Below are 21,338 nucleotides of genomic sequence, written 5' to 3'. Positions count from 1 at the left end.
TTTGTTCGCGGTTTTTTCTTTTTGGCACATCTATTGATAATCCTGTAGGATAGCGGTAATTGAAAGTGGTCATACCAGATAATTGTCAACGTGTTAACAAGGAGAGGGCGGATGAAAAGTGCATTAGTTGTTGAAGGTGGCGCGATGCGCGGAATATTTGCCGCTGGCGTACTAGACAAATTCATGGAGCAAGATTATTACCCCTTTGATTTCACGTTGGGGGTTTCCGCTGGGGCGACAAATTTATCGACTTACGTCTCTAAAATGCATGGCTTTAGCAAGACAATAATTACCCAATATGCAACAAAGCGCGAATTTTTTAGCCCCCTTCGATTTATAAAGGGAGGGCACATGACAGATGTTCATTGGTTATGGCACCACTCAAAGAAGTCAATGAATATTCCCGCCCCTGGCGAAAAAAGCAGCATGCCTTTGTACGTAGGGGTAACAAATGCCGAGTCAGGTGAGTGTGAATATATACAGGCCACCAAGGATAACGTCGATGACTTGATGGTAGCTTCTTGTGCGTTACCCACCGCATATCGAGATGAAATAATGATAAACGGTACGCGCTATCTTGATGGCGGCGTTGCCGATGCAATACCAGCCATTAAAGCTTACAATATGGGCGCACGAGATATTACCGTAATACTTTCTCAACCACTTGGATTCACCAAGCCGGAAGTAAAGTCAACCTGGTTAATGCAGAAGATGTATGGAAACCAGCCTGCTATCTTAGAAAAAATGCTTCAGCGTGCAGCCATTTACAATGAAACCCTCGATTTCTTAAATAACCCACCTGGCGACTGCACCGTTAGAGTAATTGCGCCAGACGAAGCTTTCTGTGTAAAACGCCTTACTATGGATAAGATAAAGTTATTAAGGGGCTATGGTCAGGGTCGACGTATGGCAAGACGCTACATAAAAGCTATTTATTCGACCGCAAATCAAAAATCGGCGTGAACCTATCATGACAACTCGCTACACATGTAGTGATTAAGCAACAGTGTCACTTTAAGGCTTGGATTTATCCAAGCTTTTTTGTTTTAAGAGTTTAAAACTCAATATATCAATGGTTTACGGTGTTTCAAATTGGCTACACAATTTTCGCGGCTCATCTCTTTTTGAGTCAGTGCCCCGCTTGCTTTCGTTATTCGATTATCTTTAAGAAAACATAAGACATTCTACTATTACAACAGCAAGTATAAATGCTTCATTCGCCATTTGTATAAACTATTGATATTAGTAAACTTTAGTCAAATTCTTATAATTACCGTGTAAAATTTGCACTTAACTTGCAAAATTTTCATGGAATTGGTCTGTATTTTGCTGAATAAGATCAGGTAAAGTTATATGCTTTCATACACAAGGGCGTTCCAAGTCGTAAAAACAGATGATTTGTAATGCGCGTTTGCATCTAAGCACATGTTCTTAGAAATATCATAAAAACAATACTTTTTAGCCCTAATAATTGGCGTTAGCTGTACCAAAAACCCCGCCATTAATAATAGCAACCTAATATTGCGTTATTACAATTGTGTATGAAGCTTAATACTTATGGCTACTTTTTGGGTTTATGCATAGAAGCATGCTGAAAGACGTGGCAGTATCGAATTATAAATAAATAAGCCAAATTAAACGTGCGATTAGAAACTCAGAAAACTTCAATCGGGTTAGTGAATCCGAAAAACCCAGTGAACGTTGCTTCTATTTTGAGAGCCGCTGGGTGCTATGGTGTAGCAAGTGTATTTTACACTGGCCAGCGTTATCGTTTCGCCAAGGATTTTAATGCTGATACGAAAGCATTCCATAAAGTTATACCGACTGTTGGCGTAGATAATTTGAGGGACATAGTGCCAGAGGGCGCAACTATAGTTGCGGTGGAGTTAGTTGAAGGTGCTACGCCTTTACCAATGTTTGAACATCCAGAAAATGCGTTCTATATCCTAGGCCCCGAGGACGGAAGCGTGGGCGAGGATATATTATCTTGGTGTGACCACGTTGTTTATGTACCTACTTATTCATGCATGAATTTAGCGGCAACAGCCAACGTGTTGCTGTATGACCGTCTGTCTAAGTCAGATTTTGTAAGCGGGGATGCACTTATCAGACAAAGCAGAGATACGAATAATAAAACCAAAATAAAATAACGTTCTAACTATTACCTTAAAACAATACACCATTGGCTATTGCTGCGAACAGGAAGTTACCCACAAGCCTAACAATAAATTAAAATTAGGGGACTTTTGCGTTGAAGACAACAACAATGAGCGCTGCTCGTGCGCTAAATAGTGCTGTAACGAACAAGTTAAATAAGTTACCTCGACAACTGCTAAAAGTATTTCCACGTCGCTTGTCACTTGAAGAGAGTATATCAAGCTTCTTTTTTAGTCGTTACGAACTTGTTATAGCCAACGAAGAAACTGAGAAACAAGTAAGCTATAAAACGCGTCACAAAGTGTACTGCGAAGAGATGAAATTCGAGCAAAAAAATGCTTCTGCACTTGAAAAAGACCAATACGACGATCGCGCAATAAATTGTTATATTAAGCATCTTCCAACCGGAGAGTGCGCGGGTACTATACGTTTAGTTTTGCCTACTGAAGCAGGCCTGTCTTTGCCTGTAGAAGAAAAATGCGCGGATGCATTTGAAGACGAGCGATTGCTTCCTTCTAACTGCAACCCTTCCAGTGTTTGCGAAATTTCACGTTTAGCAATCCCAAGAGAGTTCAGAGTTCGCCAAATGCGTTCTAAAATTCTGCCATTGGAAAAGCTCGAAAAAATAAAGCAAAAAAAGAACACGACTTTTAATATCGAACACTTTCCGTACCTTTCTATAGCGCTTTATTTGATGGCAACAAGTATCTGCCAACACTTAAATGTGAAACACGCATATGTATTAATGGAGCCCAAATTAGCCAGGAGAATGAAAGCTTTTGGTATCCACTTTAATCCAGTAGGAGAAGCGGTAAATTTTAATGGAAATCGTATGCCCTACAGATTATCTCCCCAAGTTTTGCTCGAAGACTTGGCAAAACCGCTCAAAGGATTTCACAAAAGAATTCATACACAACTGCATAGTGCGCTAGAGTCCATAGACGATTTAGCCTCGCCAGCTACTCATCATAAACAAAAACCGCTTCGTGTAGCCCGAGCAGCGTAACGGTCCGTCATTACAAATACAAAGCCGCCTATAATGGCGGCTTTTTTTAGTTTGAATACGTATGCATGTTTTTTAACATCCAGTTAACGCGTATCCTGTCGGCATAATTTACGTTTATCACAATGATTAATATGCCAAACCTCCAACTTCGTTTTTGTCTAAAACCCTTGTTTATTGCTATGCTTTCAGTTGGTTTGTCAGCGTGCTCAGGGCCATCATCTCCAGTGAATAATCATCACCCTGTGAATGAAGATGCGAATTCAGAAGCATCTACTCAAATGGATAAAGCTTCAGCGTTAAATGACACGGTGGAGAGACAAGGCAAGCCCGTCGTTTATCAAGTTTTTACACGTCTATTTGGCAATACAAAAGAGCGTAATCAGCCATGGGGTACTATAGAGCAAAATGGCGTAGGTAAATTTAGCGACTTTACCCCTAAAGCCCTAGAAGCCATCAAGGCTTTAGGTACCAGCCATATTTGGTATACCGGTGTGCCGCATCATGCGGTTATCAATGATTATACCGACTTCGGTATATCGAATGACGACCCTGACGTAGTGAAAGGCCGCGCAGGCTCACCATACGCTGTTAAAGATTACTACAATGTTAATCCTGACCTAGCTGACAACCCACAAAAGCGCCTAGAAGAATTCGAAGCTCTAATTGAAAGAACTCATGCTGCGGGGATGAAAGTTATCATCGACATTGTTCCTAACCACGTTGCCCGTGATTATCATTCGCTTTCAGCGCCAGAAGGTACAAGCGATTTTGGCGCAAACGATGACACGTCAGTAGAGTACGCCCGAGATAACAACTTCTATTATGTCGTTGGTCAAGCGTTTAAAGTGCCGACCGCAGACAACTACGAAGTTCTAGGTGGTGAAGCACACCCATTGTCAGATGGTAAGTTCGATGAGTTCCCAGCTAAATGGACCGGCAATGGGGCAAGAGCAGCGCAGCCAGATATTAACGACTGGTATGAAACGGTAAAGGTGAATTATGGCGTAAAGCCAGACGGTACCTATGACTTTCCTATGCTACCAGACGAATACAGTCAAAAATCTATCGAAGAACACACCGCGTTTTGGCAAGGTAAAGATCTTCCTGACTCGTGGTACAAGTTCAGAGATATTGCTCACTATTGGATTGATAAAGGCGTCGATGGATTTCGTTTTGATATGGCTGAAATGGTGCCGGTAGAGTTCTGGTCTTTTCTTAACAGCAGTATTAAGCAAAAAGCACCTGATGCATTCTTACTGGCAGAGGTATACCAGCCAGACAAATATCGTGATTACCTGCATAAAGGCAAGATGGACTATTTATACGACAAGGTAGGCTTTTACGATACGTTAAAAGCAATTATGCAGGGAAAGGGGAACGTTAGCGACTTAGTAAATGTTCATCAAGAGATTAGTGATATTGCACCACACATGCTGCACTTCCTAGAAAACCATGACGAGCAGCGTATTTCTAGCCCTGATTTTGCTGGTAGCGCTGAAAAAGGCAAGCCAGCGCTTGCTGTAAGTGCGCTTATAAGCAGTTCACCAACGCTGCTTTATTTTGGTCAAGATGTGGGTGAGGATGGAAGCGAAGAAACAGGATTCGGTGACCCTACTCGTACGTCTATCTTCGACTATGTTGGCGTTCCAGCGCATCAGCGGTTTATGAACAATGGCAAGTTTGATGGCGGTCAATCGACAGAGAGCGAAAAGGAACTTCATAACTTTTACAAACGCGTAATGTCTATAGTAGCGAGTAACCCTGCTATTAAAGGAGAATATCAAAGTCTTCATGCACTAAACCTTGGCGTCGAGAATTCAACTTACTCAGAGCGACAATTTACCTTCGCTCGTATGAAAGATGAGCATGGGTTTGTGGTCATTTCTAACTTTAGTGATGAACCCGTAGAAGCAATGGAATTTACTATACCTTCTATGGTGCTAGGCTCAGATAGCGAAACTGTTTCCCTTGAGCCGCTCCTCTCACATGAGAGCATCAGCTTAGAAAAGGAAAATGTTAACTACAAAGCCTCGTTATCTCTTGGCGGTCTAGAGACGAAAGTGTTTGCTTTCTAGGTAGTGTTTAGCGCTATTAAAGTAATCTAATACCAAAGGCTTTATTTAAACGAGATGCCATGAGTATTGGCATGGTGTCTCGTGAATACGTATGCAGAGCATTGGTCAGTAAGCCTATGCAATGTAGTATCTCGGTATTATCTTGCACTTAACGTCTTTTTAACATTGGTGTCTATATGTTTAATCGCAACCGCGCAACCAATTCTATTTTTCCATCGCGTAATGTCAGGCTCTCACTTGTAGTTAGCGCTGCTACGCTATTACCTGCATTTTCTGCTTTTTCTTCACAAGAAGATAACCTTAACGTTTATCCGCCCAATTGGTGGGCGGGTATGGAACACGCTGAAGTAGAACTGATGATAAAGGGCAAGGGCGTTGCTGATGATATGGTTTCAGTTACCAAAGGTAATGTGACAATAAATCAAAGCAAGGCGCTTGATAGCGAGAACTACCTTTTTGTAACGCTAGACCTAACTGACGCTAGTCCACAAGAATTAGTTCTAACGTTGAAAGATGAAGACGGTAGTTCCCGTAACATTCACTACTCATTGGAAAAACGTGTTAGTGGCTCGATGACAAGAGAAGGCTTTGGTCCTGAAGACGCCATCTATCTGATCGCTCCCGACCGATTCGCCAATGGCAGTTTGGAAAACGACAATATTGATGGGTATCAGGATCAGGTAGACAGGACTTTTAAAGGTGGGCGCCACGGTGGTGATATCGAGGGCATTGCTAATAATCTCGACTATATAAAAGAATTGGGCTTCACCCAAATATGGACCATGCCCATGCTTGAAAATGCAATGGAAAAGTACAGTTACCATGGCTACTCTACCACCGACTATTACAATATAGACCCGCGCTTTGGTTCTAATGACGCTTTTATAGAACTAAGTAAAAAAGCCAACGAAAACGGCATTGGCGTTATTATGGATATGGTGCTTAATCATATCGGTAGCGAGCATGTATGGATGGAGGATACGCCGTCTTCTGATTGGATTAACAACAACGGTCAGTTTGTCGGCACTACCCACAAGCGTGAATCGCTTCACGATCCTCACGCCATAGCGAGCGATATCAAAGGGTTTAGCGACGGTTGGTTTGTACCAACCATGCCAGATCTCAATCAGCGCAACCCACATTTGGCAAATTATTTGATTCAAAATGCCATTTGGTGGGTGGAAACCGCAAATCTGAGTGGCATACGAGTAGATACTTATTCCTACCCTGACAAAGGGTTTTTAAGTCAGTGGACCAACCGTATTATGAAGGAATATCCTAACTTTAATATTGTTGGGGAAGAGTGGTCGGTAAATCCTGCCATTACGGCTTATTGGCAAGCAGGTAGCAAACGCCACGACGATTACGACAGTGCTTTGCCATCTGTAATGGACTTTCCTCTTCAGGCTGCGGTTGTTAAGGCGCTTAATAGCGATGAAAGCTGGAACTCTGGGTTTACTTCAGTTTATGAGACATTAGCCACCGATTTCTTGTATGGTGATCCAAATAACCTGGTTATCTTTCCGGATAACCACGATATGAGCAGAATTTTCACCCAATTAAACAACGACAAGGCCAAATGGAATATGGCAATGACGTTGTTTTTAACTACTCGAGGTATACCGCAAGTATTCTATGGAACTGAGATTTTAATGGGCAACGACGGGACGGAAGATCACGGTATCATCCGTTCTGACTTTCCTGGCGGGTGGCCATCGGATAGCGATAAAAATGCGTTTATCGGTAAAGGCCTTTCTGATGACGAACTTTGGGCTCAAGCGCGTATAAAAACCTTATTAGCCTTACGTCAATCTCACCCTCAGCTATTCAAAGGCGACCTTAAGCACTATGCTCCTGTTGACGGTGTTTACACGTATTTTCGTGTAGCCGACGATACAGCTGATACTTCAGACCAGAAGCTTATGGTTATCCTTAATAAAAACTCGGTAGAGTTGCCTTTAGCAAAATACGCGGAGGTATTGGGAAGTGATACATCGTTAACACGGGTAAGCGATGGTCAAACATTTAACGCCTCTGAAACCTTAAGTCTTCCTGCAATGTCGGCTAATGTATTCATTGTGCAGTAACCGTTTTAATTACAGTAAAACAATAAATAGAGCAAAATATGCAAGCAACTCAACCACGCCTTTCTTTCTGGCAAATATGGAACGTCAGCTTTGGCTTTCTAGGTGTTCAATTCGGTTTTGCACTGCAAAACGCAAACGTAAGCCGGATCCTTTCAGACTTAGGGGCTGACCTTCACTCGCTATCATTATTTTGGCTTGTAGCGCCAATAATGGGGTTAATCGTTCAGCCAATTGTTGGCTCAGCATCTGATAGAACGTGGAATCGATTAGGTCGCCGTCGGCCGTTTATACTTGCTGGTGCACTAGCTGCAGTGATAGGCATGATTTTGTTACCTAATGCTCCGATCTTCGTTGCCTTCTTAGCACCTATGCTTATGGGAGCTTTAATGGTTGCGCTGATGGACGCCTCGTTTAATGTGTGTTTTCAGCCATTTCGCTCGTTAGTATCAGACATGGTGCCTGCGTCACAACGCAACGTGGGTTATTCAATTCAGTCGCTTCTTATCAATATCGGCGCAGTAATTGGCTCAATACTGCCGTTCGTTCTAACCAATGTGGTAGGCCTAGAAAATACAGCTCAAATGGGAGAGGTTGCGCCATCTGTTGTTTGGGCATTTTACATTGGCGCTACAGTACTGCTTGGTACTGTCATTTGGACGGTAGTTCGTACCAAGGAATACTCACCTGACGAATACAACCGCTATAAAGGGCTTACCGAAGAGCAGCCTACAGCTGAAACAGCGCCTAAAGCACCGCTTGGTCAGCGCTTAGGTGAATTTTTCGTTTTAGTAAAAGATATGCCAAAGACGATGAAACAACTTGCTGTTGTTCAGTTTTTCTCTTGGTTTGCGCTTTTTATTATGTGGGTTTACACAACGCCAGCTATTACGCAGCATATATGGAATGTAGATAAGCAGTGGTTTGACCCAGCTTATATTGCTGCTGCGCCTATGGTGCCTGAAACCATCATCATGGCCAAGGGAGCTGCTGGTGATTGGGTAGGGATTCTATTTGCTGCGTATTCGGTATTTGCTGCTATTTTTTCTATCTTCTTGGCAAAACTTGCTGACAAGTTTGGTCGCAAAACGGTTTACGCATCATCTTTAGCGTTAGGTGGCTTGAGTTACGTAAGCTTCTTGTTATTCCAAGATTTAACGATGATCAATGTAAACTTGCTTATTACTGAAGTAACCGTGCCCTTGGGCGCGGTAAAATTACTCATTCCAATGGTAGGCGTAGGTATTGCGTGGGCTGCTATTCTTGCTATGCCTTACGCTATGTTAGCCGGTGCGTTACCTGCAAATAAAACGGGTGTTTATATGGGTATCTTCAATTTTACCGTTGCCGCCCCTCAAATTGTGTCGGGTCTAACTGCTGGCTGGATTCTAAGTTCTGTTTTCGACAACGACGCAAAGTACATTATCGTTGTTGCCGGAGTTTCTATGTTAATTGGTGCGGTTTCAGTTTTCTTCGTGCACGAGGCCGATAAGCAAGAAATTGAAGAAGCGCAGGGAGCTTAAAATGTCATTTAATCGTACGACAATCGCATTAACGTTAGCTGGTTTATTTTGTTCAGCCTGCTCGAGCACATCTGTTCCTTCATCTAACGATATACAAGAAAACAGTCATGCTATCGTGGGTACCACTACGCCGTTTGCTAGCGAAGCGGTGTACTTTGTTGTGACAGATCGTTTTGTAGACGGCGACGCTTCGAACAATCATGAAGAGCAGGGAGGCGATCATCTCACGTGGCAACTGCCCTTAGAAGGTCCTGAAGGTAAGAAAGCCTATGTGGGTTACATGGGCGGTGATTTACAGGGTATCTTAAACAACGCCGATTATATTAAAGAAATGGGGTTCACAGCAGTATGGATGACGCCTGTGCATGATAACCCTGACTATGCGTTTAATGGCGATGAACCCATTACTTATGGCGGTGCCTTTAAAGACGGTGGTAAAACGGGTTATCACGGCTATTGGGCAACTAATTTCTATAAAGCTGACGAGCATTTGGTTAGCGCCAATTTAAGCGTTAGTGACTATACGGCGAAAATGCGTCAGCATGGCCTTAAGTCCGTGTTTGATATTGTGGCAAATCATGGCACACCAAGCTTCACCATGGAGAAGGACTTACCTGGCTACGGGGAAATATATGACAGTGATGGAAATCTGGTTGCTGATCATCAAAACTTGGCGCCTGAAGAGCTTGACCCTGAAAACAACCCGCTTCATAGCTTTTTTCACAACTATCCCGATTTAGTAAAGCTTTCTAATCTAGATGACGAAAACCCCGCCGTACGCGATTATCTCATCAACAGCTATTTGTATTGGATTTCTCAAGGTGCTGATGCATTTAGAATAGATACAATCAGGCATGTGCCTCATGCGTTTTGGCGTGAAGCGTCTGACCGTATTCGCAAAGAAAACCCAGACTTCTTTATGTTTGGTGAGGCCTTTGACTATGAGGCGAACAACATTGCACAGCATACGTTACCGAAAAATGGGGGCGTCAGCGTATTAGATTTCCCTATGCAAAAGGCCATGCTGAATGTATTTGAAAAGCCGCTAGAGAGTGATTTTGCTGACTTAGAAACGGTGCTGCATCTTACGCATGGGCCATATAACAACCCCTATGAATTAACTACGTTCTACGATAACCACGATATGGCGCGCATTAATGCCACTGATGAAGGCTTTATTAATGCGCATAATTGGTTGTTTACAGTAAGAGGCATTCCGGTTGTATACATGGGTTCTGAAATTGGCTTCATGCGCGGTACGGCAGAACATGCTGGCAATCGTAACTATGTTGGCCAAGAGCGCCTAGACCAAGCCAAGACACATCCTATTCAACAGGCGCTTACAAAGATTGCCAATGTGCGTAAAAACACGGTAGCACTGCAGCGCGGTGTTCAAGTCAACGTTGAACTTGACGGTCATCAAGCGGCGTTTTATCGCGTTGTTGATACTGCAGAAACACAGCAGACTGCACTTGTATTACTTAATAAGGGTAATACCGCACAATCTTTTGAGGTTAGTGACCTTATGCAATCGGGCGACTGGACGGAACAATTATCTGGAGAAACGCAAACGGTAGAACTCGGTGATGCGTTAACCGCAATGGTTAAGCCTAATGGCGTTCAGGTATGGGTGCGCGAAGGTCAAGTAAGTAACAGTGCATTACTTGCTCAAATTAAGCATCAGTTGGCCCGCCAATAAAACGTGTTTAGCGCACAATAAAAAAGCCCCGTGGTTGTTTAACGCCCGGGGCTTTTTGTTAATCAGTGATTGCTTAATTTCTAGCGTGTAATTTGCACACGCTTACTCACTGCCACATGACTGCCTAATAATGATATCCGCAGGCATTAAATAATCCTGAACGTCTTCGTTGTTAATGGCTTTTAATAAGGTGTTTACCAATAACTCGCCCGCCAGTTTGGTATTTTGCTGAACAGTGGTGAGCGAAGGTGTGGTGTAGGCTGAAACCGCAATATTGTCATAGCCAACCACGGCTACATCATCAGGCACATTCACTTTTGCTTGGCGCAGCGCTCTTAACACGCCCATTGCAATAAGGTCTGATGCGCAGACAATTGCTTGGGGAAGTTCACCGCTTTGCAGTAATGATTTTAATGCTTCTGACCCCGCGTCTTCGGTCGAAATAGCATTGCGTTGAACACTTGACTGATCTAGGCCATGAGATTGAAGTGTTTCAAAATAACCATTAAAGCGCGCTTTAAATTCAGGGGCGTGGTCGCCATTGTCACCAATAAACGCAAAGGAAGTTTTACCCAAGCCAATTAAATGTGACGTTATACTTTGACCACCTTGATAGTTATCACAACCGATACTAACCCCTGGGTGGGCTTCATCTGGTGCACCCCAACGAACAAAGTGAGTGCCTTGAGACTCTAGTTGAGCAACTTTGGTTTGATAATCGGTGTAGTCGCCGTACCCAAGAAGAATGATTCCGTCAGCCTTATTTGAGTCTTCGTATTCAGCGTGCCAGTCATCTTCTAAATTCTGAAATGATACGAGAAGATCATAATTTGCTTGTGCACAAGCACGGGTAATGCTTCCTAACATCGCCAAGAAAAACGGGTTAATCATCGAATCGTCAGAAGTAGGGTCTTCAAACAAGAGAAGGGCGATTGTGCTGCTCTTTTGCTTTCTCAAGTTACTTGCGTTTTTATCCACTTTGTAATTGAGTTCTCTGGCAATGCGCTGAACGCGGTCACGAGTTTCTTGGTTGACTAGCGGGCTGTTGTTTAGCGCTCGCGAGACAGTTGATTGCGAAACCCCTGCCAAGTGGGCAATATCAAAAGAGGTTGCTTTTTCTTTCATAAACACCATGTTTTGCTGCTACGACAATGTTGTCGTCGAACTAGATTACCATATTTTTCCAATGACGCGCGCATTTTGAAACGCAGTCGCACAAATGCTGCGCAAAGTTAGGATTTCGTTAGAACTTATTTATATTTTAGATTTCATAACGGCATTAAGTTTTAAAGATTATTTGCAGATCGCTCTTAATTCAATCACTTGTCAGGCTTCTTTGAATAAAACATGGTTGAAGTAATTGCGAGAGTGTTATACTCAGCGAGATTTTGAAATATTACGTGCATAAGGGGAACAAGCGAATGGCCGAGACTGAACACCGTCCGACCAATTTTATACGTCAGATTATTGATAAAGACCTGTCTAGTGGTCTACATGACGCAATTAAAACACGGTTTCCACCAGAGCCGAATGGCTTCTTACACATTGGCCATGCCAAGTCTATCTGCTTAAATTTTGGTATTGCTCAAGACTACACAGGTACGTGCAATTTACGCTTTGACGATACCAACCCTGCAAAAGAAGACATTACCTTCGTTAATTCAATTAAGGAAGATGTGCAATGGCTTGGGTTTACGTGGGACGGAGAAGCTCGCTATTCATCGAATTACTTTGACCAACTACACGCATACGCCGTTGAACTTATTGAAAAAGGCTTAGCTTATGTAGATTTTTCAGCGCAAGACGTTGTGCGCGAAATGCGTGGTACACTTAAAGAGCCTGGTCAAAATAGCCCTTATCGCGATACAAACGTTGAAACTAACCTTAGCGAGTTTGCCAAGATGACGGCAGGCGAATATAAAGAAGGTGAGTGTAGTCTGCGTGCGAAAATTGATATGGCATCACCATTTATGTGTATGCGTGACCCGGTAATTTATCGCGTTAAGCATGCTCACCACCACCAGACTGGTGATAAATGGTGCGTGTATCCAATGTACGATTTTACACATTGTATCTCAGACGCCATCGAAGGAATAACGCACTCCCTGTGTACACTAGAATTTCAAGATAACCGTCGTCTATATGATTGGGTTATCGAAAACATTTCTATCGACTGCACGCCAAGACAATATGAGTTCTCACGTCTTAATCTAGAATATACGGTATTAAGCAAGCGTCGTCTTATTCAGTTAGTCGACGAAAACCATGTACATGGCTGGGACGACCCACGCATGCCGACCATTGCGGGTCTGCGCCGTCGTGGCTACACACCGGGTTCAATTGTTGAGTTTTGTAAGCGTATTGGCGTGACTAAGATGGACAACATGGTCGAAATGTCTATGTTGGAAGCCTGTATTCGCGACGACCTAAATGCAAATGCTCCGCGTGCAATGGCGGTGCTCGACCCAATAAAGCTTGTTATCGAAAATTATGAGGAAGGCCAGACAGAAACGCTGGTTGCGCCAAACCATCCTAACGATGAGAGTATGGGTACGCGTAACATCGGCTTTAGTCGCGAAGTGTATATAGAAGCAGAAGACTTCCGAGAATCGGCGAATAAGAAGTTTAAGCGCTTAGTGCTTGATAAAGAAGTTCGTCTTCGCAACGCCTATGTTGTTAAAGCTAACCGCGTTGAAAAAGATGAGAACGGCAATGTAACAACCGTTTATTGTACTTATGATGCGGATACTTTAGGTAAGGATCCGGCTGATGGCCGCAAAGTTAAAGGCGTTATTCATTGGGTTGATGCAGCAACAGCACAGGCCGCGGAGTTTAGGCTTTACGACCGTTTGTTTAACGTGCCTAACCCAGCGGCTGAAGAAAACTTTACCGATGCGATTAATCCAGACTCGTTGGAACTAAAACAGGGATGGGTAGAAGCTGGGCTTGCTAACAATGTTCCAGAAGTGGGCGCATGGCAGTTTGAACGCACAGGCTATTTCTGTGTAGACAAAGACAGCACAGACGATAAGCCTGTCTTCAACCGCACAGTAGGTTTAAGAGACACATGGGCAAAAATAGGCGAATAAATATCGCTATTGATTACGCGCTATATGCTCAAACGAAAAAACCGCTTTAGTGCAAACTAAAGCGGTTTTTGTTTTTAAAGCATGGGGCTTAATTGCCTACTTTGGCTGGCAATCAAGGGATTGACCGTTTACTTCCTTACTTCCATCACCCATTAGATAAAGATACATCGGCATAATATCTTCTGGTGTTTTGAGTGTTTCTGGATTTTCTGCAGGGAATGCTTGCGCACGCATGTGAGTGCGAGTGCCACCTGGGTTAATACAGTTAAAACGCAACGTCTTATTTTGATACTCATCTGCTAAAGTTTGCATTACGCCTTCTGTAGCAAACTTAGATACAGCATATGTTCCCCAAAACGCGCGACCTTTTCTACCTACACTAGAAGTAGTAAAAATTATCGAAGCCATATCAGCCTTTTCTAAGGCTGGAATAAGCGCCTGTGTCATATAGACCATACCATTAAGGTTTATTTGCATGACATCTTGCCACTCTTGCGCATCAATATCTTTAAACGCACTTAGATGGCCTAAAATGCTAGCGTTATGAAGAACACCGTCTAATCGACCAAACTGGTCAATAATGGTCTGTGTCATTTGTTGATAATGAGAGGGCGTTGCACCTTTTATATCTAAAGGAACAATTGCGGGTTCCTGACCGCCTGCGGCGATAATATCGTCATAAACGGCTTCAAGTTTCGACACGGTGCGCCCTAATAGAATACAAATAGCGCCGTGTGCAGCATACGTCTTTGCAGCTTGAGCACCAATTCCATCGCCAGCTCCGGTGATAAGAATAACTTTATCGCGTAACAAATCCGCTGGTGCGTTGTAATCGTTCATCTTTTTCCTTTAAAAGGTTAATTTTTTCGCATTATATGGGGCTTGTAGACCCCGCTAAGAATCATACGTCAGATCATACTCAGCCTGACTCACAAGTAAAACAATGAATGAAAAATTCTTCAAACGTAAAAAAAGTTAACAAAAGTAGTTAACAAAACTTTGCAAAGTTGCAACAAAGTCAATAAGATTGAGGAAGATACAACTGGTCTAACATGTTTAAAACTATCATCTACACCTGTAAAGACAGGGTAGACCAAGCTACTTTTAATAGAGTTCAGTTTTAGACACAGAATAACAACAATGCTTGTAGGGAGTAGAGATGAGAAAACTCGTATTAAGTTCCAGTGTGGCCCTTGCGCTGGGTCTAGCAGGCTGTGGTGGCTCCGATGAAACCCTTTCCGACATTCAGGCCGAAACAGTAGTCCAAACACCATTTTCGCGGATCCTTTTTGACCCTGCCAATGGTAACCTAAATATTCCTAACGACCTTCTAATGCTTCCTGGCGATGACGGTTTCTTTGATTATACACTCAACATTCCAGTGGCTGATCCCACAGATTTTGCTGACCCGCAAAATGCACTTAATGTGCTAGACGGCTGGTCGACGCAGCATCCTTTCGTTATCAACGTTGAAACACCAGCGGGCGCTTCGCTAGACGAAAGCACGCTAGCTTCTGGTGTATTGTTATATGAAGCCACGCTGGGTCTTGACCAAAACGACCCAGACTGTGCGCAGGTAACAACACCTTCTGCAGGTTGTAAGCTTGGTGATCAACTTACCTTTGGCGTGGATTACGTACTTAGCCTTGCCGATAGCAATACCATCACATTTGTTCCATTAAAGCCTCTTAAGCCTGCTCAAGGCTATATGCTGGTTATGACTACAGACTTGAAAGATTCTTCAGGTAAGTCAGTGCAGGGTTCAACGACATGGGATTTGGTAAGACAAGATATAAACACCGACCCTCTATCAAGCGCTTCTCAGTTAGACCTTCAGGCTTTGGTTAATTCTTATGTTAACCCGCTTCTTGGAGCCGGCTTTGCCCGCGAAGATATAACGTATGTCTCTGCTTTCACTACGCAATCGGTAGCGAATTCACTTGATACTATTAAAAAGGTAATGATTGGTACCTTCGCTCAGCTCGCTGCTGGCGGCGATCCGTCAGCCGCAGCTGCACTACCAGCTATTACTGTTAGCGATGTGTCTGCAGCGCCAAATGCCATGGAAGCGCTAGGACTAGTTAACGAAGCTGTTGTAGCAGGTGCCGTTGAGCTAGGCAAGCAGGGCCTACCAGATAATATCCAAGCAGCCATTGATGCGACAGACTTTAGCCTACTTGAAACCTGTGCTGGCCTTGCCGGTACGGCGTCGGGTCAACTTGCTGCACAATGGGGCGCGTTGAATGAATTTGCTGTTGGGGTATCCACAGGTATCCTTGCACAAGCAGGACCATTTTGTGCCGCACAACGTTATGAAGGCAACATAGCATTACCTTATTTCTTGGGTGTACCTAGTGCTGAAAACCCATTAGCACCGGTTAATGACTTCTGGAAAGCGGCGTGTGATAGTGGCATTGTGCTAGCAGGTGCACCGCAAGAGTTACTCGCTAACGCTGAACCAGGCCCAAATGCAGCAATGTGTTCTTCACTAGGCCTTGCAGACGTTCGAATAAATGGCGAAATGCTTGATAGCGCAAGGAATATTACCAAATTTAACCCGTATCCACAGCCGACAGGCGGGAACATGGGAACAGAAACACTAGATGTGCAGGTTACTATTCCTGATCCAGCTATCGCGGGCGCGTTAGGCTTCCCGATTAGTATGCCTGAAGCTGGTTGGCCAGTAGTTATATTGGCTCACGGTATTACCAGTCAAAAAGAAGACATGCTTGCTATTACAGGTACGCTCTCACTTGCAGGTATTGCATCAGTTGCTATAGACCAACCTTTACACGGTAGCCGTGGCTTCGACCTTGATGGTGACGGTACAGATGACCTAAACGCTACAAGCGTAAGTGCAACCCATTATATGAACCTTGCTAGCCTACCCACTGCCCGCGATAACTTACGTCAAAGCGTCTCTGATTTATTGGGTCTACGTTTAGGACTTAATGCTGTTGTAGATACAACTGCAGCACAAAACGTTAAGTTTGATATGTCTCGTGTATCTATCATGGGCGTGTCACTTGGTGCAATAACAGGTGGTAACTTTGCCGCGGTGGCAAATACGTCAATGGGCGGCGATTTAGCAGCACTTGATGGTATGTTTGCTGTTAGACAAGCCTCCCTTGAATCGCCAGGAGGCGGCGTAGCGCAATTCTTATTAGAGTCGCCTTCATTCGGACCTCTAATTAAAGGCCTATTGCTATCACAAGCGTCTGAAGACTTTGTTGCATTGCTTAATCAGCTTTATGAAACAACAGATGTCAGTGAAGAGCAGCTTAGTGCAGCAGTTACCATTTTTGAAGATAATCTAACCGCAGAGCAAGCTGCAGAAGTGAATGCTGTATTTGCTGAATTTGCATTCGCTGCACAAACGGTGATGGATGCTGGTGATCCTACTAATTATGCGCAAACCCTAGGAAGTAATACACCCGTTCACATGATGACAGTGGTAGGTGATGGTAGCGAAGAAAACTTACCTGATCAGGTTATTCCAGTTTCGACTGCATTACCTCTTTCTGGTCAGCTTCCGTTAGCGGCTACAATTGGTCTAGAGCAAATTACTACTACTCAAGGGCCTGGTACAGACCCAATTAGCGGTATTGTGCAGTTCAATAGCGGCGCACATGCCTCTAGCTTAAGTCCAGCGGCAAGCGCGGCGGTAACTACAGAGATGCAAAAAGAGGTGGCAGGATATATTGCGTCTGACGCGCTTGCGCTTCCCATTTCTGACGAGAGTGTCGTTGCTAACTAGGCAGGCATAATTTGTTCTGAAAAGCAGTGTAACAACTGCTTACATTTTAGTGAGTTTAAGCCGGCTTAAAAGCCGGCTTTTTTGTGTGAAAAAGACGAATGTTGTTTGAATGTTTTCGGTTGTTAATGTAGTGTAAATTTAAGGTCCGATCAGTTTCATTGGTAATAAAAATCAATGTGTTGACGATCACAAAAGCACGAGAGAAGGACCTTATCTTTTATTCTTTAGGGAACATTTGCGATGACCAACCAAAACACATTTACAGCTAAGCGGACGCTTATTGCACTCTCACTTGCCGGACTACTAACCGCATGTGGCGATAACGACAACGACTTTTCCAATGTAGAACAACCAGCGCCGCCCACGTCCACAAACCCAGAACCTACGCCTACGCCTATTCCTGCTTTTTCACCGGACGGTAGCTTGTCTGCTGACGTAACATGGACAACCTACGGTGTACCGCACGTAAAAGCAGATAATTTAGAAAGTATGGCATATGGGGTAGGTTATGCCTTTGCGAGAGATAACCTTTGCGTACTGGCTGATCAAATTGTTAAGTACAATTCTGAACGGGCCAAGTTTTTTGGCCCAGACCAAGTGCCTGGTAGCGGCGACTCTGAACACCTCATTAACGACTTTGGCTTTTTAACATTGGGTATCAGAGAACTTGCAGAAGAGAATTTGCCCCGCTTGTCTGCAAATTCTCGCGCAATGTTTCAGGGCTATACCGCAGGGTATAACAGATATTTAAACGAAACGCCTTTAGAAGACCAAGATCAAAGCTGTGCGGGGCAACCTTGGGTCACAGAAATTGATAGCGTCGACCTTTTAACATACTCGTTGGGCGTAGCACTTTTACCCGGTGCGGCTAATTTCTTAGGCCCAATGTTTATTGCTGCGCCACAAGGCGAGAGTTATCTTCCCACAGCGGCGGCGTCGTCAAGTGAAGTTGCCTCTTCATTTAAGATCTCGCCAGCTGTAGGGCTGCCTGACAGAAATCCTCAAGAAATGGGGTCTAATGGATGGGGGTTAGGTAGCGATAGAACGACTAATGGCAAGGGGATGGTTTTAGGTAACCCCCATTTCCCCCATACAGGTAACCTTCGTTTTTGGAATTTTCATGCCCAAGTACCTGGTTATTTAAATGTTACAGGTGGATCACTGATGGGACTACCCGGTGCGGTAAACATCGGTTTCAATGAAAACGTAGCCTGGACCCATACTTTCTCGACTGCTGAACACTTCGTAGTTTATCAGCTTACTCTTGATGAAAACGATGATTCAGGGCTCACTCATTTAGTTGATGGCAATAGGCGCACTATTTATGAAAAGCAACTTCAGATTGACGTTGCTATAGGTGGCGGGCAAACGATTAAACTTGATAAAACGGCGTATTACACCAATTACGGCCCAATGATTGAAGTTCCGGGTAACTTTGACTGGAACGAAAACAATGCGTTTGCCATAAAAGATGCGAATCTTCCTAACTTCGATGTCGTTGATCATTGGCTAGCTATGAACATGGCCACGTCAATGGACGAATTCAAGCAAGCATTTAAAGACTATGATGGTGTAATCTTCAATAACACCATGGCTGCCTCGGCTGATGGCCAAGTATTTTATATTGACGACTCTACCGTACCGAACTTAACTGAAACAGCAATTGAGCAACTAACAACGAACCCGCTGCTTATTCAAACCAAAGCTGCTGCAGGCTTTACCGTATTACCCGGTAACATTTCACAGTTTGATTTTGATGGCCCGGTTCCCTATGAAGAGGCGCCTAAGTACGAGGGCACAGACTCGGTTCAGAATTCAAACAATAGCTATTGGCTGACAAATTTGGACGCTCCCATTGTTGTCAGTAACCCTCTATTTGGAAATGTAGAGAATCCACAGTCTTTACGCTCACGCATGGGACAGCAGTTTATTGAAAATGAAGCGGGGAGTGATGGCACGTTCACACCTGAGGAGGTTGAAGGGCTATTACTTAACAACCGAAGCTACCTGGCAGAGAATATATTGCCATCTCTGCTTGAGCTATGCGCAGAGCAAGGTGATACGCCAGTAGATGTAGGTGGCGCAAGCGTAGATGTATCGCAAGCCTGTGCAGCCCTAGAGGACTGGGACGGTACAATGAACCTTACAAGTACTGGCGCACACGTTTTCAGGGAATTTGCTTTTCAGTTTAACCAAGCGCCTCAATGGGAAGTACCATTCTCTCTTGATGCGCCTGTAACTACGCCATCGGGTTTAGTTCAAAACGATACTACCCTTGAACAATTGGCACGCGCTACACAGGTTATTGAACAAGCCGGGGTAGCATTTGATGCGCCGCTAGGTGAAGTGCAATTTGTTGAACGTAGCTTACCTGATGGCTCTGCCTCAGGTGTTAAGCTACCATGGGCTGGTGCACATAATATTGAAGGTGGCTTTAACGTATTTGATGTTAGTAGCAGTAGAAATGGAACCCAGTTGCCCAGACATAGCTACGAAACAATAAGCAGTAACACGGCAATGAGTGCTGAAGCTGAGGGCTACCACATAAACTATGGCACAAGCTGGGCAATGGTTATCAACTTCACTGATGAAGGGCCAAAAGGCCGAGGTATATTGACTTACTCACAGTCTCGTAAGTTCGGCAGTGAGCATTTCTTAGACCAAACCCAACTTTACTCTACACATCCTACACTGCGGGATATCTATTTCACCGATGAAGAGATTGAAGCAAACAAGATAGAGCAGGTTAAGCTATCGTCAGACTAAGTTGAGACTGGTATTATAACGTAATTACATCGGCGGCTTTGCCTTATATTAGGTAAAGCCGCTCTTTACGTTGTGGGTAAACAACGTTGCTTACCCGTTTATTTTACTAGGAGTAAAGTTTGGAGTTTTTGTACGAATACGGTTTGTTTGTTGCCAAAGCAGTAACGTTAGTTGTCGCCTTCGTTGTTGTTGTATCAACTATTGTTGGTGTAGCGAGTAAGCAGAAACAGGGGAAAGGACAACTTGAAATCGTTTCTATATCTGAGCAGTTAAAGGACATTACCAATTACGCAAAAGAAGTGCTATTGGATAAAAATGCGTTAAAAAAGTTAGCCAAAGAACAGAAAAAAGAGGCAAAAGCTAAGAGCAAAGCTAAAAACAAAGCGAAAGACCAGGGTGATGAGACTGAAAAATCTCGGTTATATGTTATCGACTTTAAAGGGTCAATGGATGCCAATGAAGTCGAGCACTTGCGCGAAGAGATCACTGCAATCTTATGTGTAGCAAACAAAGAAGACGAAGTTTTGGTTCGCCTTGAAAGTGGCGGTGGTGTGGTACACGGGTATGGACTTGCAGCCTCGCAATTACAGCGAATTAAAGAAAAGGGCCTCAAATTGACCATTGCAGTAGATAAGGTTGCGGCAAGCGGTGGCTATATGATGGCTTGTGTTGCTGACAAACTGCTCGCTTCTCAATTCGCCTACATCGGTAGCATAGGCGTTCTCGCCCAGTTGCCTAACTTTAACAAACTTCTGAAGAAAAACGATATTGAGTTTGAACAACATACGGCAGGTGAGTTTAAACGCACGCTAACGGTTTTTGGCGAAAATAATGATGAAGGCCGCGCAAAATTTAAAGAAGAAATTGAAGAAATTCATGTGTTGTTTAAAGACTTTGTTCAAAGTCAGCGCCCCGATATGGATATCGACAAAGTTGCTACGGGTGAGTACTGGCCAGGAGTTAAAGCTAAGGCGCTGGGCTTGATTGACGACATTACGACGTCTGATGACTATATTCTCTCTCACTATCCAGCCCGCGAAATATTTAGTGTAAAGTACGCGGTGAAGAAAAACGTGGCAGAGAAGTTGGGTATGTCAGCGGCGAATGTAGTAGAGCGTGTATTTATGAAAAGCATGAGCAAAGCACGTCATTGGTTTTAATACCTACAGGCCATCTATGCTT

13 protein-coding genes are annotated in these 21,338 nt (G+C 43.8%); 11 read left to right on the top strand and 2 right to left on the bottom strand.

All coding sequences use genetic code 11. The features are described from left to right. The first annotated feature begins 111 nt into the window (after positions 1-111). The 7 genes from ACXAGV_RS16455 (at position 112) to ACXAGV_RS16425 (ending at position 10,544) form a co-directional block, all read left to right on the top strand. Entirely contained in the window at positions 112-963 is an 852-nt protein-coding gene (locus ACXAGV_RS16455; RefSeq protein WP_474874172.1) for a patatin-like phospholipase family protein, read from the top strand. 677 nt (positions 964-1,640) lie between these two features. Continuing rightward, positions 1,641-2,150 carry an RNA methyltransferase gene (locus ACXAGV_RS16450; protein WP_474874171.1) on the top strand — a complete coding sequence of 170 codons (510 nt, stop codon included), beginning with the start codon at positions 1,641-1,643 and terminating at the stop codon, positions 2,148-2,150. Positions 2,151-2,266: 116 nt separating this feature from the next. Beyond that, the gene (locus ACXAGV_RS16445) at positions 2,267-3,163 is read left to right on the top strand and encodes a PEP-CTERM/exosortase system-associated acyltransferase (protein WP_474874170.1); all 897 of its coding nucleotides are present in this window, start codon (positions 2,267-2,269) and stop codon (positions 3,161-3,163) included. Positions 3,164-3,285: 122 nt separating this feature from the next. After that, positions 3,286-5,238 (top strand): alpha-amylase family protein, encoded by a 1,953-nt coding sequence (locus tag ACXAGV_RS16440; RefSeq protein ID WP_474874169.1) that lies wholly within the window; start codon positions 3,286-3,288, stop codon positions 5,236-5,238. Positions 5,239-5,414: 176 nt separating this feature from the next. Next, entirely contained in the window at positions 5,415-7,325 is a 1,911-nt protein-coding gene (locus tag ACXAGV_RS16435; RefSeq protein ID WP_474874168.1) for a glycoside hydrolase family 13 protein, read from the top strand. Between the two features lie 38 nt (positions 7,326-7,363). Beyond that, the gene (locus ACXAGV_RS16430; protein WP_474874167.1) at positions 7,364-8,845 is read left to right on the top strand and encodes an MFS transporter; all 1,482 of its coding nucleotides are present in this window, start codon (positions 7,364-7,366) and stop codon (positions 8,843-8,845) included. Between the two features lies 1 nt (position 8,846). Beyond that, the gene (locus ACXAGV_RS16425; RefSeq protein WP_474874166.1) at positions 8,847-10,544 is read left to right on the top strand and encodes an alpha-amylase family glycosyl hydrolase; all 1,698 of its coding nucleotides are present in this window, start codon (positions 8,847-8,849) and stop codon (positions 10,542-10,544) included. A 102-nt stretch (positions 10,545-10,646) separates the two neighbouring features. Here the strand turns inward: ACXAGV_RS16425 and ACXAGV_RS16420 are convergent, their stop codons facing one another. Then, the gene (locus ACXAGV_RS16420) at positions 10,647-11,669 is read right to left on the bottom strand and encodes a LacI family DNA-binding transcriptional regulator (protein ID WP_474874237.1); all 1,023 of its coding nucleotides are present in this window, start codon (positions 11,667-11,669) and stop codon (positions 10,647-10,649) included. A gap of 296 nt (positions 11,670-11,965) precedes the next feature. Here ACXAGV_RS16420 and glnS point away from each other — a divergent pair, with 296 nt between their 5' ends. Continuing rightward, on the top strand, positions 11,966-13,633 hold the full coding sequence (gene glnS / locus ACXAGV_RS16415) for a glutamine--tRNA ligase (protein ID WP_474874165.1): 1,668 nt from the start codon (positions 11,966-11,968) through the stop codon (positions 13,631-13,633). Between the two features lie 96 nt (positions 13,634-13,729). Here the strand turns inward: glnS and ACXAGV_RS16410 are convergent, their stop codons facing one another. Further along, positions 13,730-14,473, bottom strand: coding sequence for a YciK family oxidoreductase (locus tag ACXAGV_RS16410; RefSeq protein WP_474874164.1), 744 nt, complete (start codon positions 14,471-14,473; stop codon positions 13,730-13,732). A 319-nt stretch (positions 14,474-14,792) separates the two neighbouring features. Between ACXAGV_RS16410 and ACXAGV_RS16405 the strand changes: the two genes are divergently transcribed. The 3 genes from ACXAGV_RS16405 (at position 14,793) to sohB (ending at position 21,316) form a co-directional block, all read left to right on the top strand. After that, on the top strand, positions 14,793-17,390 hold the full coding sequence (locus tag ACXAGV_RS16405; RefSeq protein ID WP_474874163.1) for a VolA/Pla-1 family phospholipase: 2,598 nt from the start codon (positions 14,793-14,795) through the stop codon (positions 17,388-17,390). Positions 17,391-17,630: 240 nt separating this feature from the next. Beyond that, positions 17,631-20,156 carry an acylase gene (locus ACXAGV_RS16400; RefSeq protein WP_474874162.1) on the top strand — a complete coding sequence of 842 codons (2,526 nt, stop codon included), beginning with the start codon at positions 17,631-17,633 and terminating at the stop codon, positions 20,154-20,156. A gap of 119 nt (positions 20,157-20,275) precedes the next feature. Continuing rightward, positions 20,276-21,316, top strand: a complete 1,041-nt coding sequence (gene sohB / locus ACXAGV_RS16395) for a protease SohB (protein WP_474874161.1) — start codon at positions 20,276-20,278, stop codon at positions 21,314-21,316. Positions 21,317-21,338 lie beyond the last annotated feature (22 nt).

The organism is Alteromonas sp. ABH4_453 (assembly GCF_056160665.1).
Note: the sequence above shows the minus strand (reverse complement) of the source record. Positions and strands in the feature narration are given on the sequence as shown.